The sequence below is a fragment of the Microvirga puerhi genome (assembly GCF_020089865.1).
GTDB lineage: Bacteria > Pseudomonadota > Alphaproteobacteria > Rhizobiales > Beijerinckiaceae > Microvirga > Microvirga puerhi.
The window spans coordinates 85198-108958 of the sequence record NZ_JAIRBM010000009.1; the positions used below are offsets into that span (position 1 = coordinate 85198).

General features: G+C 64.2%; 29 protein-coding genes and 1 riboswitch. Of the genes, 18 read left to right on the forward strand and 11 right to left on the reverse strand.

Annotation, left to right across the window (positions count from 1 at the left end):
* Nucleotides 1–72: 72 nt before the first annotated feature.
* From K9B37_RS13605 to K9B37_RS13615, 3 genes are all read left to right on the forward strand, one after another.
* Complete coding sequence (locus tag K9B37_RS13605) at nt 73–867, forward strand: inositol monophosphatase family protein (protein ID WP_224313635.1); 795 nt, start codon at nt 73–75, stop codon at nt 865–867.
* A gap of 104 nt (nt 868–971) precedes the next feature.
* Nucleotides 972–1937, forward strand: a complete 966-nt coding sequence (locus tag K9B37_RS13610; protein WP_224313636.1) for a MotA/TolQ/ExbB proton channel family protein — start codon at nt 972–974, stop codon at nt 1935–1937.
* Nucleotides 1937–2965 carry a peptidoglycan -binding protein gene (locus K9B37_RS13615; protein WP_224313637.1) on the forward strand — a complete coding sequence of 343 codons (1029 nt, stop codon included), beginning with the start codon at nt 1937–1939 and terminating at the stop codon, nt 2963–2965. The genes K9B37_RS13610 and K9B37_RS13615 overlap by 1 nt, the downstream gene beginning before the upstream one ends.
* A 23-nt stretch (nt 2966–2988) precedes the next feature.
* Here K9B37_RS13615 and K9B37_RS13620 read toward each other — a convergent pair whose 3' ends face one another.
* Nucleotides 2989–3171, reverse strand: a complete 183-nt coding sequence (locus K9B37_RS13620; RefSeq protein ID WP_224313638.1) for a DUF3606 domain-containing protein — start codon at nt 3169–3171, stop codon at nt 2989–2991.
* Nucleotides 3172–3265: 94 nt separating this feature from the next.
* A complete protein-coding gene (locus K9B37_RS13625) occupies nt 3266–5065 on the reverse strand; it encodes an ABC transporter transmembrane domain-containing protein (RefSeq protein ID WP_224313639.1) in 1800 nt (599 codons plus the stop codon).
* A gap of 158 nt (nt 5066–5223) precedes the next feature.
* On the opposite strand from K9B37_RS13625, the gene rpmE reads away from it, so the two are divergent.
* A complete protein-coding gene (gene rpmE / locus K9B37_RS13630) occupies nt 5224–5460 on the forward strand; it encodes a 50S ribosomal protein L31 (RefSeq protein WP_224313640.1) in 237 nt (78 codons plus the stop codon).
* Nucleotides 5461–5710: 250 nt separating this feature from the next.
* Here rpmE and rcdA read toward each other — a convergent pair whose 3' ends face one another.
* Both rcdA and K9B37_RS13640 read right to left on the reverse strand, forming a co-directional pair.
* Complete coding sequence (gene rcdA, locus K9B37_RS13635; protein WP_224313652.1) at nt 5711–6238, reverse strand: protease adaptor protein RcdA; 528 nt, start codon at nt 6236–6238, stop codon at nt 5711–5713.
* A 280-nt stretch (nt 6239–6518) separates the two neighbouring features.
* Nucleotides 6519–6725 (reverse strand): DUF1192 domain-containing protein, encoded by a 207-nt coding sequence (locus K9B37_RS13640; protein WP_224313654.1) that lies wholly within the window; start codon nt 6723–6725, stop codon nt 6519–6521.
* A 98-nt stretch (nt 6726–6823) separates the two neighbouring features.
* On the opposite strand from K9B37_RS13640, the gene K9B37_RS13645 reads away from it, so the two are divergent.
* Entirely contained in the window at nt 6824–7837 is a 1014-nt protein-coding gene (locus K9B37_RS13645; RefSeq protein WP_439651725.1) for an NAD(P)H-quinone oxidoreductase, read from the forward strand.
* Between the two features lie 149 nt (nt 7838–7986).
* The gene (locus K9B37_RS13650) at nt 7987–8712 is read left to right on the forward strand and encodes a DUF1013 domain-containing protein (protein ID WP_224313656.1); all 726 of its coding nucleotides are present in this window, start codon (nt 7987–7989) and stop codon (nt 8710–8712) included.
* Between the two features lie 31 nt (nt 8713–8743).
* Here K9B37_RS13650 and K9B37_RS13655 read toward each other — a convergent pair whose 3' ends face one another.
* Complete coding sequence (locus tag K9B37_RS13655) at nt 8744–9007, reverse strand: hypothetical protein (RefSeq protein ID WP_224313658.1); 264 nt, start codon at nt 9005–9007, stop codon at nt 8744–8746.
* Nucleotides 9008–9012: 5 nt separating this feature from the next.
* The gene (locus K9B37_RS13660; RefSeq protein ID WP_224313659.1) at nt 9013–10974 is read right to left on the reverse strand and encodes a propionyl-CoA synthetase; all 1962 of its coding nucleotides are present in this window, start codon (nt 10972–10974) and stop codon (nt 9013–9015) included.
* A gap of 98 nt (nt 10975–11072) precedes the next feature.
* Here K9B37_RS13660 and K9B37_RS13665 point away from each other — a divergent pair, with 98 nt between their 5' ends.
* Nucleotides 11073–11831 carry a sulfite exporter TauE/SafE family protein gene (locus K9B37_RS13665; RefSeq protein ID WP_224313660.1) on the forward strand — a complete coding sequence of 253 codons (759 nt, stop codon included), beginning with the start codon at nt 11073–11075 and terminating at the stop codon, nt 11829–11831.
* A 76-nt stretch (nt 11832–11907) separates the two neighbouring features.
* On the opposite strand, the gene K9B37_RS13670 is transcribed toward K9B37_RS13665, so the two are convergent.
* Nucleotides 11908–12090: a YdcH family protein gene (locus K9B37_RS13670; RefSeq protein ID WP_224313662.1), complete on the reverse strand. Its 183-nt coding sequence runs from the start codon at nt 12088–12090 to the stop codon at nt 11908–11910.
* 197 nt (nt 12091–12287) lie between these two features.
* On the opposite strand from K9B37_RS13670, the gene K9B37_RS13675 reads away from it, so the two are divergent.
* From K9B37_RS13675 to K9B37_RS13700, 6 genes are all read left to right on the forward strand, one after another.
* Complete coding sequence (locus K9B37_RS13675; RefSeq protein ID WP_224313664.1) at nt 12288–12488, forward strand: YdcH family protein; 201 nt, start codon at nt 12288–12290, stop codon at nt 12486–12488.
* Between the two features lie 91 nt (nt 12489–12579).
* Entirely contained in the window at nt 12580–13071 is a 492-nt protein-coding gene (gene purE / locus K9B37_RS13680) for a 5-(carboxyamino)imidazole ribonucleotide mutase (RefSeq protein WP_224313666.1), read from the forward strand.
* Between the two features lie 6 nt (nt 13072–13077).
* On the forward strand, nt 13078–14157 hold the full coding sequence (locus K9B37_RS13685) for a 5-(carboxyamino)imidazole ribonucleotide synthase (RefSeq protein WP_224313668.1): 1080 nt from the start codon (nt 13078–13080) through the stop codon (nt 14155–14157).
* A 167-nt stretch (nt 14158–14324) separates the two neighbouring features.
* Nucleotides 14325–14573 (forward strand): 30S ribosomal protein S21, encoded by a 249-nt coding sequence (gene rpsU / locus K9B37_RS13690; protein ID WP_224313670.1) that lies wholly within the window; start codon nt 14325–14327, stop codon nt 14571–14573.
* A 177-nt stretch (nt 14574–14750) separates the two neighbouring features.
* On the forward strand, nt 14751–15581 hold the full coding sequence (locus tag K9B37_RS13695; protein ID WP_224313672.1) for a tetratricopeptide repeat protein: 831 nt from the start codon (nt 14751–14753) through the stop codon (nt 15579–15581).
* A gap of 22 nt (nt 15582–15603) precedes the next feature.
* Nucleotides 15604–16155, forward strand: coding sequence for a nucleotidyltransferase family protein (locus tag K9B37_RS13700; RefSeq protein WP_224313673.1), 552 nt, complete (start codon nt 15604–15606; stop codon nt 16153–16155).
* Between the two features lie 57 nt (nt 16156–16212).
* Here the strand turns inward: K9B37_RS13700 and K9B37_RS13705 are convergent, their stop codons facing one another.
* Nucleotides 16213–16782: a helix-turn-helix domain-containing protein gene (locus tag K9B37_RS13705; RefSeq protein WP_224313675.1), complete on the reverse strand. Its 570-nt coding sequence runs from the start codon at nt 16780–16782 to the stop codon at nt 16213–16215.
* A gap of 40 nt (nt 16783–16822) precedes the next feature.
* Here K9B37_RS13705 and K9B37_RS13710 point away from each other — a divergent pair, with 40 nt between their 5' ends.
* From K9B37_RS13710 to K9B37_RS13720, 3 genes are all read left to right on the forward strand, one after another.
* Nucleotides 16823–17347, forward strand: coding sequence for a GNAT family N-acetyltransferase (locus K9B37_RS13710; protein ID WP_224313678.1), 525 nt, complete (start codon nt 16823–16825; stop codon nt 17345–17347).
* Nucleotides 17348–17437: 90 nt separating this feature from the next.
* Entirely contained in the window at nt 17438–17743 is a 306-nt protein-coding gene (locus K9B37_RS13715) for a hypothetical protein (protein ID WP_224313680.1), read from the forward strand.
* Between the two features lie 289 nt (nt 17744–18032).
* Nucleotides 18033–19061 (forward strand): MerR family transcriptional regulator, encoded by a 1029-nt coding sequence (locus K9B37_RS13720; protein ID WP_224313682.1) that lies wholly within the window; start codon nt 18033–18035, stop codon nt 19059–19061.
* Nucleotides 19062–19137: 76 nt separating this feature from the next.
* Here K9B37_RS13720 and K9B37_RS13725 read toward each other — a convergent pair whose 3' ends face one another.
* Nucleotides 19138–20361 (reverse strand): MFS transporter, encoded by a 1224-nt coding sequence (locus K9B37_RS13725; RefSeq protein WP_224313684.1) that lies wholly within the window; start codon nt 20359–20361, stop codon nt 19138–19140.
* Between the two features lie 8 nt (nt 20362–20369).
* Nucleotides 20370–21689 (reverse strand): tetratricopeptide repeat protein, encoded by a 1320-nt coding sequence (locus tag K9B37_RS13730; protein WP_224313685.1) that lies wholly within the window; start codon nt 21687–21689, stop codon nt 20370–20372.
* Nucleotides 21690–21819: 130 nt separating this feature from the next.
* Here K9B37_RS13730 and K9B37_RS13735 point away from each other — a divergent pair, with 130 nt between their 5' ends.
* Together K9B37_RS13735 and K9B37_RS13740 are read left to right on the forward strand one after the other, a co-directional pair.
* Nucleotides 21820–22617, forward strand: a complete 798-nt coding sequence (locus tag K9B37_RS13735) for an AraC family transcriptional regulator (protein WP_224313686.1) — start codon at nt 21820–21822, stop codon at nt 22615–22617.
* 179 nt (nt 22618–22796) lie between these two features.
* The gene (locus K9B37_RS13740; RefSeq protein ID WP_224313848.1) at nt 22797–23120 is read left to right on the forward strand and encodes a YnfA family protein; all 324 of its coding nucleotides are present in this window, start codon (nt 22797–22799) and stop codon (nt 23118–23120) included.
* A gap of 83 nt (nt 23121–23203) precedes the next feature.
* On the opposite strand, the gene crcB is transcribed toward K9B37_RS13740, so the two are convergent.
* Nucleotides 23204–23581: a fluoride efflux transporter CrcB gene (gene crcB, locus K9B37_RS13745; protein WP_224313688.1), complete on the reverse strand. Its 378-nt coding sequence runs from the start codon at nt 23579–23581 to the stop codon at nt 23204–23206.
* Nucleotides 23582–23662: 81 nt separating this feature from the next.
* Nucleotides 23663–23723: riboswitch (Fluoride riboswitch) on the reverse strand.
* Between the last annotated feature and the right edge of the window lie 38 nt (nt 23724–23761).

Sequence of the window (23761 nt, forward strand, 5' to 3'; positions counted from 1 at the left end):
CAACGCTTGACCTAACGCCCCTCCCGTGGTCCACCCACCACGTTCCCTTCGCCCGTTCCAGGACCGCCCGACATGATCCGCTCGCCCCTCATGACCGTCATGACCGATGCCGTGATGAAAGCATCGCGCTCCCTCAAGCGCGACTTCGGCGAGGTCGAGAATCTGCAGGTGTCGCGAAAGGGACCCGGCGACTTCGTCTCGGCAGCCGATCGCAAGGCGGAAAAGATCCTGCGCGAAGCCCTCGAAAAAGCCCGTCCCGATTACGGTTTCGTGATGGAGGAGAGCGGCATCGTCGAAGGCAAGGATCCGAGCCATCGCTGGCATATCGATCCGCTCGACGGCACCACCAACTTCCTCCACGGTTTGCCGCATTTCGCCCTCTCGGTCGGACTGGAGCGCGATGGACAGATCGTGGCAGGCGTCATCTATGATCCGATCAAGGACGAGCTCTTCATCGCGGAGAGGGGCAAGGGAGCCTTTCTCAACAACCGCCGCATCCGCGTCGCCGCGCGCTCCGATATGGCGGAAGCGGTGATCGCCTGCGGCCTGCCGCATATCGGGAAGGGTGACCATGGCCTGTTCCTGCGCGAGTCGTCCGTCGTCATGGGTTATGCAGGCGGCATGCGCCGCTGGGGCGCCGCCGCGCTCGACCTCGCCTATGTGGCTTGCGGCCGGCTCGATGCCTATTGGGAGCGCGGCCTCAACTCCTGGGACGTCTCGGCTGGCATCCTGATGATCCGCGAGGCCGGCGGCTTCATTTCCGACGCTGATGGCGGCAGCAACCCTCTCGTTACGGGAAGCGTGGCCTGCGGCAACGAAGTGCTGCATCGCGAGCTGCTCAAGCTCTTGAAGAAGGGAAAAGGCTGATATTTCTGTTTGTGGAGCGGCGGGATTCAGACGGCAACGCTTGATCCCGCTCCCCCGTCCGGTCACATTGGAACGGTCGTGAGGCACCAACGAGCAGGATCCATATGGACGACCAGACCCTCACCCCACCGCGGATCTACCTTATCCGCATGGCGGTTTTCCTGATCCTGGCAGGGTTCGTCGCCTTCATCCTCTACAAGCAGATCTGGAACGCCTTCATGGCCAATCCAGGCCTCAACAGCCTGATCATCGGCGTGATGTTCATCGGCATCGCCCTGGCGATCCGGCAGGTCTGGCGCCTGTTTCCGGAAGTGCGCTGGGTCAATACCCTGCGCCATGCGGAGGAAGGCCTGATCCAGCCGACCGCTCCGGTCCTGCTTGCACCGCTCGCCGCATTTCTCAGCAACCGCTCGACGCAATCTTATCTCTCCGTCGCAGCCATGCGCTCGCTCCTCGATTCCATCGGAGCGCGCCTCGACGAGAGCCGCGAGATCCTGCGTTATCTCGCTGGCCTGCTGGTCTTTCTCGGTCTCCTCGGCACGTTCTGGGGCCTGATCGACACGGTAGGGTCGGTAGGCCGGATCATCTCGTCCCTGCGCACCGGGCAGGACACGGCCGTTCTCTTCGACGAACTGAAGAATTCCCTCGCCGGCCCGCTCCAGGGCATGGGCCTGTCGTTCTCGGCCTCCCTCTTCGGCCTAGCCGGCTCCCTGGTGCTCGGTTTTCTCGATCTCCAGGCCGGGCAGGCTCAAAACCGCTTCTATACCGAGCTGGAAGACTGGCTTGCCACCTCTACCGCCGACACGACGCCCGAAGTCTCGCTGCGGGCCGGCGCGGCACCGAGCGACGTCACACTGGCCCTCAACCGCCTGACGGCAGCCGTCAACGACGGCGCCAGCGGCCGGGCCTCGACCCAGGCCATGGCGAACCTCGCCGAAGGCGTCCAGGGCCTCGTCCAGCACATGCGCGCCGAACAGCAGATGATTCGCGACTGGGTGGAGGCCCAGGCCGCCCGTGAGAAGGAACTCAAGCAGGTCCTCGATCGTCTCACTCGGGAAAGGCTGCCCTGATGCCCGCCTCCTCCACGGGAGGGCGCCGCCGTGGCCGCCAGGGACAGCTCAATTACTGGCCAGGCTTCGTCGATGCGCTTTCGACCCTGCTTCTGTCCATCGTCTTCCTGATCTCGGTGTTCATGGTCGGGCAGTTCTTCCTGTCCCGCGAATTGTCGAGCCGCGACACGGTGCTCGACCGGCTCAACCGCCAGATCGCCGAGCTCACCGATCTCCTCGCTCTGGAAAAGTCGGGCCGGCGCACGACGGAAGAGAATATGAACGCCCTTCAAAGCACTCTTAGCGCCGTGGAGGCGGATCGGGCGCGGCTCCAGAGCCTGATCGAAAGCGGCGGCGAAGCCCAGGCACGGGCAGGAGAACTCAACACGGCCCTTGAGGCCGAACGCCAAGCGACCGGGCGAGCCTTGAGCCAGGTAGAAATCCTCAACCAGCAGATCGCCGCCATGCGCCGCCAGCTTGCGGCATTGGAAGAGGCGCTGGCCGCCTCGGAGAGTCGCGACAAGGAAAGCCAGGCCCGCATCGCGGATCTCGGCAGCCGCCTCAACGTGGCGCTGGCCCAGCGCGTCCAGGAACTGGCGCGCTATCGCTCCGACTTCTTCGGCCGCCTGCGCCAGATCCTCGGAAATCGGCCCGACGTGCGCATCGTCGGGGACCGCTTCGTGTTCCAGTCGGAGGTGCTGTTCCAGGCGGGACAGGCGACCCTGCGTCCCGAGGCTTCGGACGAGATCGACCGGATCGCGAGCGCCCTCGTCGAGCTGCAAAAGCAGATTCCGCCCGACCTCCCCTGGGTCATCCGCGTCGACGGCCATACGGATGCAAGGCCCATCGCCACATCGCAATTCCCCTCGAACTGGGCGCTTTCCGCCGCCCGCGCCATTGCCGTCGTGCAGGCGCTCGCAGCCCGCGGCGTTCAGCCCCAGCATCTGCTTGCGGCGGGGTTCGGTGAATTTCAGCCTCTCGATCTTGGAACGACGGAAGAGGCCTATGCCCGGAACCGGCGGATCGAGCTGAAGCTGACGGAGCGTTGATCCGGACGTCTCAGCCTGTCTTCTCAGCCTGCTTTGCCGAGAGCCCGCGCGACGTCCGATACCTGAACGCCGACTCGCTTGACGGTGTCCATCAGCTGCTGCCGCGACACGTGCCACTTGTCGCTCCAGTAACGGACTTCCCAATCCTCGTGGATGTTGATCCGGGAGGCATCCTGAGGATGCCGCTTGTTCAGATTGTCAGCCATCCTGATCTCCTGAAGCCGTATTGACCGGCGGGGCCGCCGGTTCCTTTTCAACTTCAGGAGGCAAGCTTCGGTTCAATCCCGGGCACTCGCCAGCTCACTCGGCGGCCTGAGCATGGCCGCCCTCGCCCGTGAACTGGAGGCGGGCAAGGCGGGCATAGAGACCGCCGGCGGCGAGCAGGCTATCATGCGTCCCCTCCTCCACGATCCGTCCGCCATCCATGACGAGGATCCGGTCGGCGGAGCGGACGGTGGCGAGACGATGCGCGATGACGAGGGTCGTGCGCCCCTGCATCAGCCGGTCGAGGGCTCCTTGCACCTTCTTTTCGCTTTCCGCGTCGAGGGCGGAGGTGGCCTCGTCGAGGAGCAGGATCGGCGCGTCCTTCAGGATGGCGCGGGCGATGGCCAGGCGCTGGCGCTGGCCGCCGGAGAGCGTCACGCCGCGTTCTCCGATCTGCGTCGCATAGCCCTGCGGCAGGGCGCGAATGAACCCGTCAGCCGATGCGAGTTCGGCTGCGCGGCGGACCTCCTCCTCCGACGCCTCCGGACGCCCGTAGCGGATATTGTCGAGAACGCTCGCGGCGAAAACCGTCGGCTCCTGGGGAACCAGCGCCATGCGTCGGCGCAGGGCGAGCGGATCCGCCTCCGTCACCGGCACTTCGTCCACGCGGATGACGCCCTGCTGCGGATCGTAGAAGCGGAGGAGCAGCTGGAGCACGGTGCTCTTGCCGGCACCGGAAGGGCCGACCAGAGCGACGCGCTCACCGGTCCCCACCCGGAAGCTCAGGCCGTGCAGGGCCCGCTGCTCCGAGCGGGTCGGATAAGAGAAATGCACATCCTCGAAGGCAAGGGTGCCGAGAGATGGCTCCGGAAGCGGCTTCGGATCGCGCGGAGCCTCGATCGCCGGCTCGGCCGCCAGGATTTCCGCCAATCGCTCCGCCGCGCCTGCGGCCTGCGCCAATTCTCCATAAACTTCCGACAGTTGGCCGAGGGCGCTCGCGGCGAAGACCGCATAGAGCACGAACTGGGACAGCTGGCCCGCCGTCATGGTCCCGGCCATCACGTCCTGGGCGCCATACCACAACACCCCGACCACGCTGGCCGACACCAGGAACAGGCCGATTCCCGTGAGAAAGGCCCGCATGGTGGTGGACAGGCGCGCGGCATCGAAGGCCTCTTCCGCGGCATCGGCGAAGTGCAGGGCTGTCTGGCGCTCCATTCCGAAAGCCTGCATGGTCCGTACTGCCCCGATCGCCTCCGCCGCATAGGCCGATGCATCGGCAAGCCGGTCCTGTGCCGCCCGGGAGCGCCGCCGCACCGCACGGCCGGACAGGACGAGGGGCAGGACGATGACCGGAATCGCGACCAGGACGAGAGCCGAGAGCTTGGGGCTCGTCACGATCATCAGGGCCACCGCCCCGAGGAAGAGGAAGATATTGCGCAGTGCAATCGAGATGCTGGCTCCGAAGGCCGCCTTCACCTGCGTGGTGTCGGCCGTCAGGCGGGAGACGATCTCCCCGCTCTTGGTCTGATCGAAGAAGGCCGGATCGAGGGAGGTCAGATGGCCGAAGACGGCGGAGCGCAGATCGGCCACCACGCGCTCACCCAGGGTGATGACGAAATAGTACCGGCTCGCGCTGGCCAGGGCGAGAAGGGCCACGATCAGGGTCAGGACGCCGAAATAGGCGTTGATGAGCCCACGGCCCTGCTCGGTGAAGCCGAGATCGATGACCCGGCGCACCGCGACCGGCATCACCAGGGTCATGGCGGAGGCCAGAGCAAGGGCGGCAAGAGCTGCCAGGATCCGGCCCTTATAGGCGAGAGCATAGGGGACAAGGGGCCTCAGGGCGCTTAAAGCGGCCTTGGGGCGTTGCGATCCGTAGGGGTCAGAGGCCATATCGATATTGTTTCCGGGATGTCGGGCTCTCAATGGGCTGCAATCCCTGTCCCGGCTTGTTTCAGGGTTCCAAGTAAGGTATAGGCCCGCAACCTTTCAAGACAGGCTCGATCACAGGCTGCGGGCACCACGCTGGCGGACCGCAAGAGGATATGGCAATGGCGCGCAAAGAAATCGACCATCCCGACTACCACTTCATCAAGGTCGTGATGACCAACGGCACCGAGTTCACGACCCGGTCCACCTACGGCAAAGAGGGTGATACGCTCAACCTCGACATCGACCCGAACACCCACCCGGCCTGGACCGGCGGCCAGCAGACGCTGCTCGATCGCGGCGGCCGTCTGTCGCGCTTCAACTCGAAGTTCGGCAACCTGTCGTTCGGCAAGAAGTAAGCCGCTTCAAGAGTTTCGACCTCTGCGGTCAAAAGCAAAAGCCCCGCTTCGGCGGGGCTTTTCCATTTTCAGAGCATCGGAATGCAACGTACCCGTCATTCCGGGGCCGCGCAGCGGAGCCCGGAACCTATAAACACCGGTGCGGCAAAATGGAAAGCAATGGCTGCCATTGCACCCTACCCTCGGCCGTCAGCGGCTATGGGTTCCGGACTTGTCTGACGACAATCCGGAATGACGGTGGGGAGACTTCCTAACGGGCGCTGAAGGCCTGTTCCAGCAACCGCTGCTGGGCAGCGACCGGATTGGGCCGGGGCGCCGCGGGCGCCGTCTCCGGCTCGCTCATGAGCCGCTCGAGATGCAGGATACGCGCGTGGACCCTTGTGGCGAGGCCGATCAGTTCCTTCAGACGTGTCGGCAGCGCCTCGTAATCCTCGATCGTCGTGATCGTGTCCTGCTGCGTCAGATGCACCCGATTTTTTTCCAGCTGGATCTGATCGAGGGAGAGTTCGCCCTCGGCGACTGCTCGCTGCAGGAGCAGCCATGAGGCAATCTGCATCAGCCGCGTCGTCAGGCGCATGCTCTCGGCTGCATAGGCAATGACGCCCTCGCGCGGGAGAAGTTTGGAATCCGTCCGCCCCTGGCCGTCGAGATAGCTGGCCGTGTCCTCGACGAGTTCCATTCCCTCCTGGAACAGGGCCTTGAAGGCGTCCGAATGGACGAAGCTGTGCCCGAACGGGACGGTTTCGGTGCCAAGCTTGATCACTTCGGGTTCGCTCACTGGCCATCTCCCATAGGCACTGGTCCCCGGCCCCATTGCGGCCCGAGACGTCAACGTCATAGCAGAAAACACTATAGAGCGGCTCTTTGTTCGATGCTCTGCTAACCGTTTCTTAAGGTTAAGAGCAGAATGAGCACTCAAAAATAGAGCCGCCGGAGCGGCTCAAGTCATCACAGGGAGGCGTCAAATGGAGTGGACAGGAGCCACTCCGTATCCAGAGGGAGGACTGGATGCCTTCGATTATCTTCCAAGAAACCTTAATACCCGGTTAAGCATGCGCTCACGAGGAGCCGAGCTTGAAGAAGGCGCTGGCGGCCGCCAGCGAATTCTCCTTGCCGCGCCTGGCTTCCTGCAGGCGTGAGATCTCCCGCTCCAGCATCGCGATGCGATCGTCGATTTCATCGATGGACAGCTTCGAAAGATCCTGGCCGAATTCATGACCCGTCGGACGGAGCCGGGTTTCCTCGTCGAAGGGATCGAAAGCCATGACATCCTCCTTCCTCACGCTGCCATAAGGGTAGTGCGCAGTGCACGGCTTGCCAATCTTGACCTATATCCATCAACCTTTGACGGAAGGAGGACCGAATGGGGGCAATTTCTGACACGACCATTTCCGACACGATGAGAGCAGTCGTTGCCGAAGGCGCCGGAGGCCCCGATGTGCTGAAGATCGTCGAGCGCCCGGTTCCCCGCCCCGGTGAGGGAGAAATTCTCGTGCGCGTCGCGGCCGCCGGCGTGAATCGCCCCGATGTCGCCCAGCGTCAGGGCTCTTATCCGCCTCCGCCGGGAGCGCCGGACATCCTCGGCCTGGAGATCGCCGGCGTGATTGTCGCGGCGGGCCCGCATGCGACCCGCTACCCGCTGGGGGCCAGGGTCATGGCCCTCGTCCCGGGCGGCGGCTACGCGGATTATGCGATCGCCCACGAGACCAATGCCCTGCCGGTACCGGCTAACCTGTCCATGGAGGAGGCCAGCGCCGTCCCGGAGACCTATTTCACGGTCTGGACCAACGTCTTCCAGCGCGGCGGATTGCAGCCTGGCGAGACCCTTCTGATCCATGGCGGCTCCTCCGGCATCGGCACCACGGCGATTCAGCTGGCGAAGGCCTTCGGGGCAAGGGTGATCGTGACCGCCGGAACAGCCGAGAAATGCGATGCATGCCGTGCCCTGGGCGCCGACTTCGCCATCAATTACCGGGAGACCGACTTCGTCGCCGCCGTAAAGGAAGCCACGGGAAGCCGGGGCGCGAACGTGATTCTCGACATGGTGGGCGGCGACTACATTCCCCGCAATTACGAGGCCGCTGCCCGCGACGGACGAATCGTTCAGATCGCCTTTCTGAAAAGCAGCAGAGCGGAGGTGGATTTCCGCCTGCTCATGGTCAAGCGCCTGATCCACACCGGCTCGACCCTGCGTCCCCGCTCCGTGGCCGAGAAGGCGGAGATCGCCCGCGCGCTCGAGGAGAACGTCCTGCCGTTGCTGGCGCAGGGCGGCGTCAGACCGGTGATGGATTCGACGTTTCCCCTGGAGGAGGTCGCCCAGGCCCATGCCCGCATGGATGCCGGCGATCATATCGGCAAGATCGTTCTCACCCTTTAGAATTGAAACATGAGGACGGGTTCCCTATAATCACCTTGTTTCCCTCACATCGTGAGACGAGATCGCTCCGGCCCAGCCGGGACGGAGCGCAGGAGAGTTTTGCCGCGCGGCGCCGATGAGCCGGCGCCCGGCCTGAAGGAGTTTAGCCCATGTCCCAGGGACCGCTGATGCCGAAGGCGACAGCCGTGTGGCTTGTCGAGAATACCTCCCTGTCGTTCGACCAGATCGCCGATTTCTGCAAACTCCACCCGCTCGAAGTGAAGGGGATCGCGGACGGTGAGGTGGCAACCGGGATCAAGGGGCTCGATCCCATCACCACCGGTCAGCTGACCCGGGAAGAGATCGAGAAGGCGCAGAATGATCCAAACTACCGGCTCAAGATGGCCGAGACCCGGGTGAAGCTGCCCGAGCAGAAGCGCATCAAGAAGGGACCGCGCTATACCCCGGTCTCCCGGCGCCATGACCGCCCAAACGCCATTCTCTGGCTCGTGCGCAACCATCCCGAGCTGAAGGATGCGCAGATCATGCGCCTCGTCGGCACCACCAAGACCACGATCCAGCAGGTCCGCGATCGCACCCACTGGAACTCGGCGAGCCTCTCGCCCATGGATCCGGTGACCCTCGGCCTCTGCTCGCAGATCGACCTCGACTTCGAAGTCCAGCGCGCTGCCAAGGACCGGCCGCATGCCGTGGTGTCCCATGAGGGCGGCGGTACCCTGATGCCGGCGGAGATCTCGACGGCAGAGCCGGAGCGCGAGGAGCCCTTCGCCGACATGAGCCGGCCGAAGCCGGCCAAGGAGGAAGAGATCGACGTGAACTCGGTCTTCGCCAAGCTCAAGCAGCTCAAGCGCTCCGACGACGAAGACGAAGAATAAGGTTTCAGGGCCCGGAGCGATCCGGGCCTTTTCATTTGAGCCGGGACTTCTCCGCCGCTCGCTTGGCCTTGCGTTTGAGCGGCTTGCGAAGCCGCTCGCGGCCACGCTCGAAAGTCTCTTTCGCCTCGACGGCACGGTTGAGCGCGCTCATGCGCTGTTCCTTCGCGGCGCGGTGCATGCGGGCTTCCTCGTCGGAGAGAACCTGCTTCAACATCGCCTCGAATGCCGCCTCCCCCGTTGAAGTCGGCTGCGTCACGGGCTGAGCCTTCATGTTGGCATCGCGTGAGGACTTCATCCCGGCTACTCCCCCAATCCCCGCTTCCGAAGCGCCTCTCCGATTTCGCCGAGGATCGCCGGATCGTCGATGGTGGCCGGCATTGTCCATGTCTCGCCATCGGCGATCTTCTTCATGGTCCCGCGAAGGATCTTGCCGGAGCGCGTCTTCGGCAGCCGCCCGACCGTGATGGCGATCTTGAAGGCGGCCACGGGACCGATCTTTTCCCGCACCAGCCCGACCAGTTCCGTCTCGACGACCGCCGGCGATTGTCCGACTCCGGATTTCAGCACCACGAAACCGCAGGGGACCTCCCCTTTCAGGGAATCGCGCACGCCGATCACGGCACATTCCGCGACTGCCGGATGGGAGGCCAGCACCTCCTCCATGCCGCCGGTGGAGAGCCGGTGGCCGGCCACATTGATGATGTCGTCCGTACGGCCCATGATGTAGACGTAGCCGTCGCCATCGATGAAGCCGGCATCCGAGGTGTTGTAGTAGCCGGGATAGGTGACGAGATAGGCGTCGCGGAAGCGCTCATCCGCATGCCACAGGGTCGGTAGGCAGCCGGGCGGCAATGGCAGTTTGATGGCGATCGATCCCATCGTGTCCGCGGGAAGCTGCCGCCCTCCCTCATCGAGAACCTGCACGTCATAGCCCGGCATGGGGACGGTCGGCGAACCGTACTTGACCGGCAGGGCGCCGAGGCCGAGCGGATTTCCGGCGATCGGCCAGCCGGATTCGGTCTGCCACCAATGGTCGATGACGGGCACACCGAGGATCCGCTCGGCCCATTGCACCGTGTCCGGATCGGCGCGCTCGCCCGCCAGGAACAGGGCCCTGAAGCTCGACAGATCGTAGTTCTGAAGATGCGTCGCGTTCGGGTCTTCCTTCTTGATCGCCCGGAAGGCCGTCGGTGCTGTGAACAGCACCACGGCCTTGTGCTCCGCGATGACGCGCCAGAAGGCACCGGCATCCGGCGTGCCGACCGGCTTGCCTTCGTAGAGAATAGATGTGCATCCATGCAGGAGCGGGCCGTACACGATGTAGGAATGGCCGACCACCCAGCCCACGTCAGAGGCGCAGAAATAGACCTCGCCCGGATCGACCCCATAGAGATTCTTCATGGACCATTTGAGCGCGACCATATAGCCGCCCGTGTCGCGCAGAACCCCCTTCGGCCGGCCTGTCGTCCCCGAGGTGTAGAGAATGTAGAGCGGATCGGTCGCGGCAACGGCCACGCAGGGTGCCTTCCGCCCGGCCTCACGCGCCGTGGCGACGGCCGCTTGCCAATCGTGGTCCCGGTCCTTCACGAGCACGGCCTGCGCCTGCGGGCGCTGATGGATCAGGCAGGCTTGCGGCTTATGAGCGCTCAACGCGATCGCCTCGTCGAGGAGCGGCTTGTAGGGCACCACACGGGCGCCCTCGACACCGCAGGAGGCGGAGAGCACGAGCTTGGGCGTGGCATCCTCCAGCCGGGTCGCGAGCTCGCGCGCGGCAAATCCGCCGAACACGACGGAATGTACGGCTCCGATGCGAGCGCAGGCCAGCATGGCGAAGACGGCTTCCGGGATCATGGGCATGTAGAGGATCACTCGGTCTCCCTTGGAGACGCCCATCTCCTGCAATACGGCCGCCAGCGTGGCGACCTCGTCCCGCAGCTCGTGATAGGTGAAGGTCCGGATCGTCCCGGTGACAGGGCTGTCGTAGATCAGCGCCGCCTGACCCGCGCGGCCGCGCTCCACATGGCGGTCGACGGCATTGTAACAGGCGTTGCATTCCGCTCCCACGAACCAGCGTCCATAGACGCCTTGCGCCGGGTCGAAAATCCTCTCCGCTGCCTTCGACCAATCGATCTCGCGGGCAGCCTCCTCCCAGAACCATTCCGGGTCGGATTGCCAGCGTCCGTAGGCGTCGTGGTAGCGGCTCCGACCCGATCCATTCTGGTTCGATGTCTCCTGGCTCGAGGTCATCCGGGTCGTTGTCATGGCATTACCCCAATGTGTTCACCGCATGAGACTTCCAAGCCCTGCCGTGGTAGCAGGCGAAAACGCTGCGGTCAGCGGCGACTTTCGGCGAGTTGGCCATGATCACCGATCTCTCGTTTTATGTCGCGGCTGTACCGGCGGTCGTCCTGATGGGTTTGTCGAAAGGCGGCTTTTCGGGACTCGGTCTCCTGTCGCTGCCGCTCATGGCGCTCGTCGTTTCGCCGGTGCAATCGGCGGCCATCATGCTGCCGATCCTGATCATTCAGGATGTGGTGACCGTCTGGGCCTATCGGCGCTACTGGGACCGCCGCAATCTCGCGATCCTCATCCCAAGCAGCATCGTCGGCATCGTCTCGGGCTATCTCCTGGCGGCCAGGGTCTCGGATGCAGCGGTCACGCTTGCGGTCGGCGTCATTTCGATCGCATTCGCCGTTCGCAGGCTGATCGTCGAGCGGCGCGCGATGCCGCCAGACCCGACCAAGGCGGATGTTCCGCACGGGCTGTTCTGGGGCACCGTGATCGGCTTCACCAGCATGGTCGCCCATGCGGGCGGGCCGCCGTTCCAGATCTATGTGATGCCGCAGCGCCTGCCGCGCGACATCTTCGTCGGAACGGGAGCGATCTGCTTCGCGCTCATCAACTGGATCAAGGTGCCGCCCTATCTGGCTCTGGGCCAGTTCACCCACGAAAATCTCACAACCGCCGCCGCCCTCTTTCCGGTCGCGGTGGTTTCCACGTGGCTCGGGGTCCTGCTCGTGCGCCGGACCTCCGGTGAACGGTTCTACACCCTCGTTTATCTTCTTCTGGTCCTGGTAGGCGCCAAGCTTATCGTCGACGGCATCAGGACATTTCTGTGAGATCCAATAAAAAAGCTGCCGCATCCCTGACGGATGGCGACAGCTCTTGGTGGGGAATGAGGAGAGGATGGTGTGATCAGTGCACCATCGCGTGAGAGCTTCTGAGGCGGGAAATCTGATCCTTGAGCTGAAGTTTCTTGCGCTTCAGCTCCGCCAGCTTCGTGTCATCCATGGACGGGTGATTGAGAGCATCCTGAATCTCGCGCTCAAGCGCCTGATGCCTCCGTTCGAGCTCCACAAGATGATTCTGCAGCGGCATATCAGCAACCTCCTGTTCGACATCTGACGACAGGAGTGTGACACAGAGAAAATGGCGAGTCGAAGGCAAAGCATGCTGCATTGCGGCGAAGGAACGGCCTGGGCACGGCCCGGTTGCATCTTGCTCTCGACCCGCCCGGAGCGCATAATTTTGGCTTCTCGCACCCGCTTAAGGCGACGTGCCATCTGGGTTTTTCGATGCATGATCTGGCTGAACTCGAAGCGGACCTCGCGCGCCTCAAGCAGGAGCATCGCGACCTGGACATGGCGATCGAAGCCCTCGAACAGATGATCGCCGGAGATCAGCTTCAGGTGCAGCGCCTGAAGAAGCGCAAGCTGGTCCTCAAGGATCGGATCATCCAGATCGAGGATCAGATCACCCCCGACATCATCGCCTGAAAGGCAGGCGGCTCTACGCATGGCCCTTGCTTGGCCATGAAGGCTTCGCTATGCCCGCCGTGACGCAGTTGGCCAGAGCCGGAGCCGGACCATGGCAGGAACCCCCGTTGCCATCATCATGGGCAGTCAATCCGACTGGGCCACCATGCGGCACGCCGCCGAAACCCTTGATCTCCTCGAGATCCCTTACGACGCACGCATCGTGTCCGCTCACCGCACGCCTGACAGGCTCGTCTCCTTCGCCAAGGGCGCGAAAGCGGCCGGCTTTCAGGTGATCATCGCGGGCGCCGGCGGCGCTGCACATCTTCCCGGCATGACGGCATCCATGACCCCGCTTCCGGTCTTCGGCGTGCCGGTGGAGTCCAAGGCCCTGTCCGGGCAGGACAGCCTCCTCTCCATCGTGCAGATGCCGGCCGGCATTCCGGTGGGTACGCTCGCGATCGGGCGAGCCGGCGCTGTCAATGCCGCCCTTCTTGCCGCGGCGGTTCTTGCACTGCACGATAAGAACCTGGCGAAACGGCTGGATGCCTGGCGCGACAGGCAAAGCGAAAGCGTGGCCGAGCGGCCCGTCAGCGAAGGCTGAGAGGACATGATTCGCCCCGGCAGCACCCTCGGCATTCTCGGTGGCGGCCAGCTCGGCCGCATGATGGCCATGGCGGCCGCGGATCTGGGACTTCGCACCCATATCTACGCGCCGGAGCGGAACAGTCCCGCCTTCGACGTAGCTGCAGAGCATACGGTTGCGGCTTACGAGGACGAGGCAGCCCTCGTGCGCTTCGCCAAGGCGGTGGACGTCGTCACCTACGAGTTCGAGAATGTCCCGGCCGCGACGGCGGCTATCCTGGGCGCCCATGCCCCCCTCGCTCCGAATGCGCATGCCCTCGCCGTGTCGCAGGACCGGCTGATGGAAAAAACCTTCGTGGCGGAGCTGGGCATCGCGACAGCCCCCTTCGCGGCTGTCGCGGGCGAGACGGATCTCGTCGGCGCCCTGGAGCGGATCGGCCGTCCCGCCGTGCTCAAGACCCGCCGCTTCGGCTATGACGGCAAGGGCCAGGTCATGATCCGGCCCGATACGGATCCGGCGGAGGCGTTCGCGGCGATCGGCAGGGCGCCAGCCATCCTGGAAGGCTTCGTTCCCTTCGAGCGCGAGGTTTCGGTCGTCGCGGCCCGGACGGCTGCAGGCGCCTTCGCAGCCTACGATCTCTGCGCCAACGAGCATCGCCACCACATTCTGGCGACGACCCGGATTCCGGCCGGCGTCTCCCGCGGGACCGAGGAGGCGGCCTTCGAGATTGCCCGGTCGATCGCCGAGGCTCTCGATTACGTCGGGGTCCTTGCCGTCGAGCTGTTCCTGCTGACCGGCGAGGATGGCGAGCGTCTTGTCGTCAACGAGATTGCGCCGCGAGTGCACAATTCCGGCCATTGGACCCTTGGCGGCGCGGTGACGTCGCAATTCGAGCAGCATGTCCGGGCCATCTGCGGCTGGCCCCTCGGCGCGACGGGCCGCCTGGGCCGGGTCGAGATGCAGAATCTGATCGGCGACGACGCGCATGCCTGGGAGCAGGTTCTGGCCGAGCCAGGAGCCCATCTCCATCTCTACGGCAAGGCCGAGGCCCGGCCTGGCCGCAAGATGGGACATGTGACTCGCGTCTACCCCGAAAGCGACTGAAACCTTTTCCTGGCTGAGCCGTTGTCGGCATTGGTCGGTGCTTTTCTCGTGAAGATGCCTGGACAATCTGGGTGCCTTCTGGTAGTCACGCCGGTCAGATCGAGGTGCGCAGGACGCGCCTCATTTCTTTTTGTCACAATCGAAACGGATCAATACGAGGAATTCGCGTGCAGGTTCTTGTCCGGGATAACAACGTCGATCAGGCGCTCCGCGCTCTCAAGAAGAAGATGCAGCGTGAGGGCATCTTTCGCGAGATGAAGCTTCGCGGTCATTACGAGAAGCCGTCTGAGAAGAAGGCCCGTGAAAAGGCCGAGGCCGTTCGTCGCGCCCGCAAGCTGATCCGTAAGCGTATGCAGCGCGAAGGCCTCCTGCCTTCGAAGCCGCGCACTGCCGCTCCGGGCCGTCCGGCCCGCTAAGCTCTTCCCAGAGCTTTATAATTTTGGCCTTTCGATTGTGAACGGCGCCCGTCTGCAAAGACCGGGCGCCGATTGCATTTCGGAGCCACCCTCCCCGTTCAGGCTGCTTTATTTCATGGCTGTTAAGGTTTACCGGTTAGGGTGAACCTATCCCCCTTTCACGAGCTGGAGACGAAGGTGCTCGCCCCATCGATTCGCCGCTTTGCGCCCCTGACCCTGACCCTTGTCGCCCTTGGCCTCGCCGCCTGCGAGACCACCAGCGGCGTCACCCGGCGCATCGCCGTCGTGGAGGAAGACACCCAAGGCACGAGCAAGGTGAACATCGCCTCTCTGTCGGACGTGATCGAGCGCAACCCAGGCGATCCGGGCGCATACAATACCCGCGGCGCCGCCTATGCCCGGGTCGGCCGCTACAGCGACGCCATGACGGACTTCACCAAGGCGGTTCAGCTCGATCCGAACAATGCCCCGGCCTATGCCAACCGCGCCCTCGCCCTTCGGCAGACGGGCCGCAACGACCAGGCGCTGGCCGACTTCACCCGTGCGATCCAGGCTGATCCCAATTACGGCCCGGCCTATATCGGCCGTGGCAACCTTCTGCGCGCCCAGAATCAGTACCAGGACGCTCTCAACGATCTGAATGCCGCGATCCGGCTGCTTCCTGAATCCGCCGAGGCTCTCCATGCCCGCGGCCTGCTTTATCAGCGCCAGGGCATGCACCAGCAGGCCGTCCTTGACTTCGACGCCACGATCGACCGCAATCCCTTCGTCGCCGCGCCCTACGCCGCCCGGGGCCAGAGCCTCATCGCCATGGGGCAGTTCGACAAGGCGATCGAGGACTTCAACGCCGCTCTCAACGTGAATGCCCGTGACGCCGATTCCTGGGCCTGGCGCGGCGTCGCCTTCGAGAAGCAGGGCAACAAGAGCCAAGCTGCCGAGAGCTTCCAGCGCGCTCTTGCCATCGACAACACCAATCAGGTCGCGCGGCAGGGCAATTCCCGCCTCTGACGGCGCGGGCAGCGCTCCTTTCGTGCGCGGCCTCCCGGACATCACGGATCTGATCGAAGCCCACGCGGCGATGCGTGGGCTTCTGTTTATCGTGGCCTCCCTCGACCTGCCGGACAGCTGGATCGGTGCAGGCTTCGTGCGTAACGCCGTCTGGGATGCGCTGCACGGACGGCCTTTCGACCTCGCCTCCCTCGACGACGTGGACGTAGTGTTTCTCGATCGAACGGAGATCGGCGCCGAGCGAGATGACGCCCTTCAGGCCCATCTTCAACGCCTTTGCCCGGATCATCGCTGGCAAGTGAAGAACCAGGCACGCATGCACCTGCGCAACGGCGATGCGCCTTATCGCGACACGGCCGGTGCCATCGCCCGCTGGCCCGAAACCGCAACCGCCATCGCGGCCCGCCTGGCCGGCGATCATGTCGACATCATCGCTCCCCATGGGATCGAGGATCTTCTTGGCCTGATCGTCCGGCCGACACCGTCCTTCTTCGGAAAGATGGATGTTTATCGCGAGCGCCTTGCCCGCAAGGATTGGTCCACGCGCTGGCCGAAGCTGACGTTCTTGAGCTGACCGTTTCGGCAGGACGAGAATAGACGGGCACAAGCAGTAGCGCGGCGCCTAGGTCGCCTACGAATTGCTCAGGACCGCAACAGCGTAGGTGCAGGGCGCAGCGCTCTCATTCTTGAATACGCAGTCGCTTGGAGGCCCCAACTCCAGACAATCCCCTTCCTCCATCTCGTGGCGGGTTGAGCCTTCGAGAAAGACGAGCGAGCCGCTCAAGACCCAGATCAACTGCCTCATGAACGCATAGGCGGAAGCCGGCATCGGGATCTCGGCTCCTGGCGGAAGCTCGACATGCACGAGATCCAGCGGCAGATCCGACCGCGGCGAGACGTGCCGACGCACATATCCGGATTGCGGATCGGTCCAGACCGGCTGATCCGTCCGGCGCAAAAGACGCCCCTCCTGCATCTCCGCCCGGGCCATCAGCGTCGACATGCTCAGGCTGAAGGCCCCGGACAACCGCGCAAGCAGCGTGGCCGTTGGTGAGCTGTCACCACGCTCGATCTTATGGATCATCGCCCGCGATACACCCGATTTTTCGGCCAAGTCGCTGAGAGACCATCTACGGGCCTCCCGCTCGGTCCGTATGCGAGCCCCGATGCGTTGATCCAGATTGTCTAATTTGGTAGACATACATCTTATTATAGTAGACAGGACGAGAGGAACAAGCGCTATGCTCGTCAGAGACGCCGACGTGAAAGACATCGATGGGATCGTAGCCATCTACAACGATGCCGTCGCGAATACGACCGCTATCTGGAACGAGGTCACAGTCGATGTGGCCAATCGGGCCGCGTGGCTGGCCGACCGACATTGTCAGGGCTACCCGGTCCTGGTGGCAGTGGACGATGCGGGAGCCATACTGGGCTATGCCTCCTTCGGCGATTGGCGCGCCTGGGATGGCTATCGGTATACGGTCGAGCACTCGGTCTACGTCCGCAGGGACCAGCGCGGCGGCGGCATCGGCAGAGCGTTGTTGGCGGAGCTCATCGACCGGGCCCGCTCCATGGGCAAGCACGTCATGGTGGCCGGGATCGAGGCCCGCAACGAAGCATCGATCAGGCTGCACCACAAACTCGGCTTCGAGAGCGTCGGACATTTGAAGGAGGCCGGCACCAAGTTCGGAGACTGGCTCGATCTGGCGTTCCTGCAACTGAAGCTGGATAGGCGCGCCGACCCGGGCGAAGCTATCCCGTGAATCCAGCACGTATGACCGCGCCTTCGGACCTAGGCTCCTTCGCCTTGGGTGCCGCTCCAGGTGCGCGCGACTGTTTTTAGGGCCATCGCAATGTCACAAAAGGCATCTCCTGCTGCTCAAGGCCACAACGGTGGCCCACCGCTCGACGACCTTCTGCCCGAGTGGGGTGAAGGCCCCATTGGCACCTATTTCTCGTGGAAGGCGGCACACCGGGACGCCTGGAAGGCAATCCCGATGGAGATCGCCATCAGAAGGGCACACAAGGCAGCGGATTTGGGTCTGACCTACGAGGAATACACACTCGAGATCCTCGAACGTGGTCGCTACCTGCAAGCCGGCGATACGAAACGGATTGCCGAGATCAAGTCGCGACGAGCGCATGACCTGATGGAGTGATATGGGCTCTCGGAAAGCCACATCGTCGAACAGGCCATATTCGGGCGTAGGGCTCCTATGGGTCAGAAAGAGCCCAAGAACCGTTGTGTAGAGTTGTCCGCTTTGCTCCATCACGAGACCTTTCCGGTTCCGTGTTGAGGCGGAAGACCGTTCATCGGGCCACGTTCATGGGGCCAGTCGCTCCGTCTCGCAGCAAGCGCGAGAAGACCGACGAAGTGCGAACACCCTCTTGACCTGGCCCTTGGGGCCGCCCCGATAAGAGGAGCGACCAACAAAACCGAGGTGCGTCGTGAGCTCTTCCACCCCATTTCTCAGCCCGTCCGAAGCGGCCAAACGGCTCGGCGTCTCCACCAAGGCTCTCCGGCTCTATGAGCAGCGCGGTTTGCTGATCCCAACCCGCTCGGCAGCCGGGTGGCGAGCCTATGGTCCCGGTGAGATGGCCCGAGCCGCCGAGATCGCAGCCCTGCGTGCGCTCGGCCTCAGCCTCGCCCAGGTGGGGCGCGTTCTGGGCGGCGATGCTCAGGATCTGGAGCCTGCCCTGGCCGCACACCAAGTAAGACTCGAGGAGCAGGTCCGTGAGACGACCGGCGTCATCGAAAAGGTTTGCCGCCTTCGAGCCGACCTTGCCCAGGGCCTCCTGCCCACGGCTGGAGAACTCACGGAGTTAAGGATCTCCGCCGATCTCAGCGTCGCCTTCGACCTGCCCTGGCCCTGGGGTGGCGAACGGTTCGAACTGCGTGATATCCGGCCTCTGACTTACATCACGGGCCCTCTGGGGAGCGGCAAGACACGGCTGGCTCATCGTATTGCCGAGACGCTTCCCGGTGCCACCTTCCTCGGTCTGGAGCGCGTAGAAAATGGTGCCAAGGCCCGGGCGCAGCTCGACGCCGATCCGAACCTCAAGGCCAGGATAGACCAAATCCGGACGTGGCTTGCCGAAGACGGCGCCACGATCTCTGATGCCTTAGTCTCCCTCCTGGTCGAATTGGAAGCTGAGGGCCGGTCCGCCTTCATTATCGATATGGTGGAACAAGGGCTGGATCAGGTCACTCAAGAGGCCCTGATGGCCTATCTGCGTGGGAGTGGAGGCAGCAAGCCGCCCCTGTTCCTGCTCACACGGTCTTGCGCCATCCTGGATCTGGCGGCTGCGGGCCCGGACGAGGCGATCCTCTACTGCCCCGCCAACCACAGCCCCCCGATCCAGGTCGCCCCCTATCCCGGCGCGCCCGGTTACGAGGCGGTCGCGACCTGTCTTGCCTCGCCTGAGGTCCGTGCACGCACGCAGGGCGTCATCGCATGGCGACCTGAGGTCGCCTAACGACACGCTCAGACGCTCTGGAGGCCGATGCCGCGCGATCTGCCATGAAACATGAGCATGAACCTTCCCATAATGGTCAGCCGGCCGCGCGGCCCGGGCGTGACGATGCCGTTATGGCCAGAGCCGCGAGCGCCACTGCGAGGGGGAGGAACGATACCCAGAGGACCGTATCCCAGCCGTAAGCTGTCAACAGGCTGCCGGACGAGAAGGAGCCCGCGGCCATCGTCCCGAATACCAGGAAGTCGTTGAGCGACTGCACCCGAGTCCGTTCTTCGGGCCGGTGGCACTCGAGCACGAGCGCAGAGGCGCCCACGAAGCCGAAGTTCCAGCCGAGGCCGAGCAGGATCAAGGTCAGCCAGAAATGCGCCACATCCACCCCCGTCAGCCCGATGACGGCGGAAACGGCGGTCAGCGCCAGTCCGGCGGTCACCACGCGAGGCGCGCCGAAGCGCGTGATCAGCCGCCCGGTGAAGAAGCCCGGGCCGTACATGGCGATGATGTGCCATTGCAGACCCAGATTGGACGATTCCTGCGACAGGCCGCACAGGCGCATCGCCAAGGGCGCGGCCGTCATGATGAAGTTCATGAGCGTGTAGGAGACGACCCCGCAGATCACCGCGGTGATGAAGCGGGGCTGGCGCACGATATTCCCGAGCGGGCGGCCTCCAGCCACCTCCGCCGCCGTGGGCATCGGAACATGAACCCCGAGCAGAACGAGGGCGCATATGACAGCAACGGCTGCCTGCGCCAGGAACGTCGCCGCGAACATATAGGGCTGCCACAGGTCCATCGTGTAGGTGACGAGCTGAGGACCAATCACTCCGGCAAATACACCACCTGCCATGACGGCGGATAGTGCTCGCGGGCGTCGCGCCGGCGGGACGCAATCTGCGGCCGCAAAGCGAAACGAGAGGACCACGGCCGCGTAGGCTCCGCCGAAAAATGTGCCTAAGCAGAACAGCCAGAACGAGCCCAGCACGATCGCCAGGGCGGCGAGCAACCCGACGAGCACGCCGCAGCCTGTCCCGGTCAGGAACGCGGCACGGCGGCCGTACTGCCGGGCGATGACGCCCGCCGGTAGGGTACATGCCGCCATTCCGACAACGAAGATAGAGATCGGCAGCGTGGCCAGCGCCTTGCTAGGAGCGAGGATGTTGCCGACGATGGCGCCGGTTGCATACACCACCGCCGAGTTCGCCCCAGCGAGAGCCTGCGCGATCGCGAGTCTCAAGACATCGGCATTGCCGGACCGGATCGCGGGCGCGAGTGCGGTCGCTGTGTTGGCATCAACATGTGACATGGGAATCCTCAGGCTGCGAGCAGAGCATGCCAGCGTGTGTCGCGTGGCGACGGGCGGCGGTGCAGGCGGTGGTCGAGAAGCGCACGAGCCTTCACGGCCTCGCCACTCCGCATCAGGGCGAGAAGAAGCATATCCTCGATCATCTCGCGCTGGGCGCCGCTGCCGCCGATGCGCACGACCTCGGCAGCGACCGGCTCGAGGATGCGGGTACAGCCCGCATAATTCTCCTCCGCAAAGGCCAAAGCGGCGCGGCAGATTGCCGGGACCACCGGCCCGGCAGCCAGACTTCCAGCCTCGATCAGGCCCGTCAGAGCCGCTACGCGTTGCTCAACCGCCGCCCTGTCACCAGTGGCCGCTGCAATGATGGCCATATGGATATCTGCGAAAGCGAAGCCGGCATTCTGGAAGTATCTCCTTGAGTAGCCCGCTGCCGCCTCCCAAAGCCCTGCCGGCACGGTGTGACCATAGGCTTTCAGCCGCCACAGGAAGGAGGCAGTATCGCTGACCACATTGACCGGCATCCCGGCGGAAACCGACGGCTGGATGTAATCTGCGTAGATCGCAAGCGCCCGTTCCGGATCACCCCGCTCCAGGGCGCCCAGGGCCGAGTGCCAGGCGATATGACCATGGAGAGTCCCGGTTCGATCGTAGCCAGGCAGCCAGTTGGCGATCAGCTGCTCCGCCTCGTCATGCGCACCGCCCTCGTACATGGCGTGCGAGAGTGCGTGCGCCGCGTTCGCATTGTTGGTTCGCAGATCGTAACCGCGCTGCGCAAGCGCACGGCCATGCGCGACGTTGCCGTTCTCGGCATGAGCCCAGCCCCGGTAGGTGAGAAACCACCAGTCGTCGGCGTCGAAGTGCCCGGCATGGCGTTCGCAGAGATCCACGCGCGCCTGATCATGATCCGCCATCCCGGAGAAGGCGAAGAGACCAAAGGCGCCAAGAGGCAAAGAGAGGATCAGGACATCCCGCGGCCAGATCTCGGCATGTGCGAGTGCCTGTTCCAGTGCTTTTGCCGACTGGCCATTGATGGCAAGCGACAGGATTTCCACGTGGCTCCGCTCCCGCTCGGTTCCACGCTGGGCGACGATCGCTTCCGCCGACGCGATCCGTGCCCGGGCCTTTGCCAGTTCGGACCGGATGGCGTGCAGGCGCGCGCGCGCCGCGTGGGCGAGAGCGAAATCCGGATCGGCGGCGATGGCCTCGTCCAAGGTCTCGGCGGCGCCGGGCCAGGCCGAAAGGAGCAGGTCCACTCCTTCCCGGTAGTACTTGGCCGCACGGTCGGACATGGTCGAGAGAGACAGGCCGCGGCTATCGAGGTGTGTCATGGTGGAAACTTCATACTGAGAGCGGGCGGACCATTGCACTCGTTTCATCGGTTTATATGGGATTGCCCCTTGGCTGTATTTTGACAATCCGCCAAGTCATGTAGAATAACCGCCAAACTGGAGGCTAGCCGTGACATGGGCAACGATCGAGGCGCCTCCAGGTCTTGCGCCGCCGGAACCGATGACCGTGCGCGCGCAGACAATTCCGGCGCGCCACTTCATCCCTGAGCACTCGCACCGCTGGAACCAGATGGTGTACGCGATCTCCGGAGTGCTCACGGTGACGGTAGAGGGGCACTCCTTCGTGATCTCGCCGGAGCAGGCCGTCTGGCTGCCGACAGGTCTGCTGCACCGGGTCGGATCCCTGCTCGGAGCAGAGTTCCGCAGTCTCTGGATCGCCGACGAGGCCGGTCGTGGCCTGCCCGAAACTCCGACCGTGTTCGGTGTCAGCACCCTGCTCAAGACCCTCATCGTGGAGGCGACTACGATCGAGGGAGAGGAAGACCGTGATGGCTACGCCGGACGCGTAACGACCCTGATCCTTGATCAACTCCGGCGGGCACAGCCTCTGCCGGGCGCGCTCCCCTGGCCCCGTGGGGGATCGCCTCTGACTGCGCTGTGCGAGGCTCTCTACGCGGACCCAGCCGACTCGCGCGGGCCGGAAGCCTGGGGCCGAGAGCTTGGGATGTCGGAACGGACTCTGGCCCGCCGTTTCGAGGCCGAGCTGGGCATGAGCCTGCGCTCCTGGCGGCGACGCCTGCGCTTGTTCAGGGCGATCGAACTGATGGGCGGCGGCTTGGATGTGACCCGGACGGCCATGGAACTCGGCTACGGTTCGACATCAGCCTTCGTCTACGCATTCCGGACCGAGATGGGGTGCAGCCCGCAGGCCCATATGCGTGGGCACGCAGCGGACCGGTTCGAGTGATTGCAAGGGGTCAAGATCCGCGCGCTCGTTTGCCACCCGGCGCCGATCATCAGGAACGTCAGACCGGCGGCGCGGGTGAGGCGCTCGGCCTGCTCTCCCGTAGAGCACTGATGCGGCGGCAGAAGCGCCTGGTCAGGCTCGGCATTGGCAAGCGAGCGAATTTGTCGCAGGTTCGGCGCATGACGATCCTTGCTTATGCCGGTGCCGCGGTCGCCGAGATCGCGGGCTGCTTCTCCGTCTGGGCGTGGCTGCGCCTGGACAAATCCATCTGGTGGCTCGTTCCGGGCAGCGTCTCGCTGGCCCTGTTCGCCTATCTGTTGACGCTCGTCGACAGCGAGGCGGCCGGCCGGGCCTACGCGGCCTATGGCGGCGTCTACATCGTCGCCTCCCTCCTCTGGCTCTGGGCCGTCGAGGGCGTGCGTCCGGACCGTTGGGACGTGACTGGAGCAGTGGTCTGCCTCGTCGGGGCGGCCATCATCCTGCTGGGGCCACGGACCGCCTGAGGCGAAATCGGCCGGCGTCCCGACGGATCAGATCCCGTCCTGGCGCGAAAGGCCGCCCATTGAACCCCGATCGAGGGACATTCTCACGACCATAGCCGCACAAGGAACAGGCCCAGGAAAAGTGCTAGGATCGAGACCACGACGGAGGCCAGTACATAGACCAACGCCATGTCCATCTGTCCGCGTTCGTAGATCAAGGCGGCATCGAGGGAGAAGGTCGAGAAGGTCGTGAACCCTCCCATGATCCCGGTCGAGAGAAACAGCCGCCAAGCCTGTGTCCCCTCGCCTTTGAACGCGAAGAAGCCTGCCAGCAGACCCATGACCAGAGAGCCCACCACGTTGACCGTGAGCGTTCCATACGGAAAGCCGGTGCCCAGGAATCGGGCCGTGGCCAAATTCACCCCATGACGCAGGGCCGAGCCGATGCCGCCCCCCAGAAACACAAGAATTGTCGCAAGCATTCTGCACCTCGATCGTTGGACCCAAACCCAGTCCGGGCGGGTGCGAGGTGCGGGGCGGACAAGCTCCTACCTGCGCGAACGCGCCCGGTAGGGGTCATCAGCCTGTTGGCGGTTATCGGGGAACCCCATCCCCGTCACCCTGACGATGTAGGTGGGAATGGCCGCGGAGTCAAAGACCGA

Excerpts from the sequence above, each read along its gene's own strand:
- K9B37_RS13605 (WP_224313635.1), top strand. The coding sequence starts at position 73 with ATGATCCGCTCGCCCCTCATGACCGTCATGACCGATGCCGTGATGAAA.
- K9B37_RS13610 (WP_224313636.1), top strand. The coding sequence starts at position 972 with ATGGACGACCAGACCCTCACCCCACCGCGGATCTACCTTATCCGCATG.
- K9B37_RS13615 (WP_224313637.1), top strand. The coding sequence starts at position 1,937 with ATGCCCGCCTCCTCCACGGGAGGGCGCCGCCGTGGCCGCCAGGGACAG.
- K9B37_RS13620 (WP_224313638.1), bottom strand. The coding sequence starts at position 3,171 with ATGGCTGACAATCTGAACAAGCGGCATCCTCAGGATGCCTCCCGGATC.
- K9B37_RS13625 (WP_224313639.1), bottom strand. The coding sequence starts at position 5,065 with ATGGCCTCTGACCCCTACGGATCGCAACGCCCCAAGGCCGCTTTAAGC.
- rpmE (WP_224313640.1), top strand. The coding sequence starts at position 5,224 with ATGGCGCGCAAAGAAATCGACCATCCCGACTACCACTTCATCAAGGTC.
- K9B37_RS13640 (WP_224313654.1), bottom strand. The coding sequence starts at position 6,725 with ATGGCTTTCGATCCCTTCGACGAGGAAACCCGGCTCCGTCCGACGGGT.
- K9B37_RS13645 (WP_439651725.1), top strand. The coding sequence starts at position 6,824 with ATGGGGGCAATTTCTGACACGACCATTTCCGACACGATGAGAGCAGTC.
- K9B37_RS13650 (WP_224313656.1), top strand. The coding sequence starts at position 7,987 with ATGTCCCAGGGACCGCTGATGCCGAAGGCGACAGCCGTGTGGCTTGTC.
- K9B37_RS13655 (WP_224313658.1), bottom strand. The coding sequence starts at position 9,007 with ATGAAGTCCTCACGCGATGCCAACATGAAGGCTCAGCCCGTGACGCAG.
- K9B37_RS13660 (WP_224313659.1), bottom strand. The coding sequence starts at position 10,974 with ATGACAACGACCCGGATGACCTCGAGCCAGGAGACATCGAACCAGAAT.
- K9B37_RS13665 (WP_224313660.1), top strand. The coding sequence starts at position 11,073 with ATGATCACCGATCTCTCGTTTTATGTCGCGGCTGTACCGGCGGTCGTC.
- K9B37_RS13670 (WP_224313662.1), bottom strand. The coding sequence starts at position 12,090 with ATGCCGCTGCAGAATCATCTTGTGGAGCTCGAACGGAGGCATCAGGCG.
- K9B37_RS13675 (WP_224313664.1), top strand. The coding sequence starts at position 12,288 with ATGCATGATCTGGCTGAACTCGAAGCGGACCTCGCGCGCCTCAAGCAG.
- purE (WP_224313666.1), top strand. The coding sequence starts at position 12,580 with ATGGCAGGAACCCCCGTTGCCATCATCATGGGCAGTCAATCCGACTGG.
- K9B37_RS13685 (WP_224313668.1), top strand. The coding sequence starts at position 13,078 with ATGATTCGCCCCGGCAGCACCCTCGGCATTCTCGGTGGCGGCCAGCTC.
- K9B37_RS13705 (WP_224313675.1), bottom strand. The coding sequence starts at position 16,782 with ATGTCTACCAAATTAGACAATCTGGATCAACGCATCGGGGCTCGCATA.
- K9B37_RS13710 (WP_224313678.1), top strand. The coding sequence starts at position 16,823 with ATGCTCGTCAGAGACGCCGACGTGAAAGACATCGATGGGATCGTAGCC.
- K9B37_RS13715 (WP_224313680.1), top strand. The coding sequence starts at position 17,438 with ATGTCACAAAAGGCATCTCCTGCTGCTCAAGGCCACAACGGTGGCCCA.
- K9B37_RS13725 (WP_224313684.1), bottom strand. The coding sequence starts at position 20,361 with ATGTCACATGTTGATGCCAACACAGCGACCGCACTCGCGCCCGCGATC.
- K9B37_RS13730 (WP_224313685.1), bottom strand. The coding sequence starts at position 21,689 with ATGACACACCTCGATAGCCGCGGCCTGTCTCTCTCGACCATGTCCGAC.
- K9B37_RS13740 (WP_224313848.1), top strand. The coding sequence starts at position 22,797 with ATGACGATCCTTGCTTATGCCGGTGCCGCGGTCGCCGAGATCGCGGGC.
- crcB (WP_224313688.1), bottom strand. The coding sequence starts at position 23,581 with ATGCTTGCGACAATTCTTGTGTTTCTGGGGGGCGGCATCGGCTCGGCC.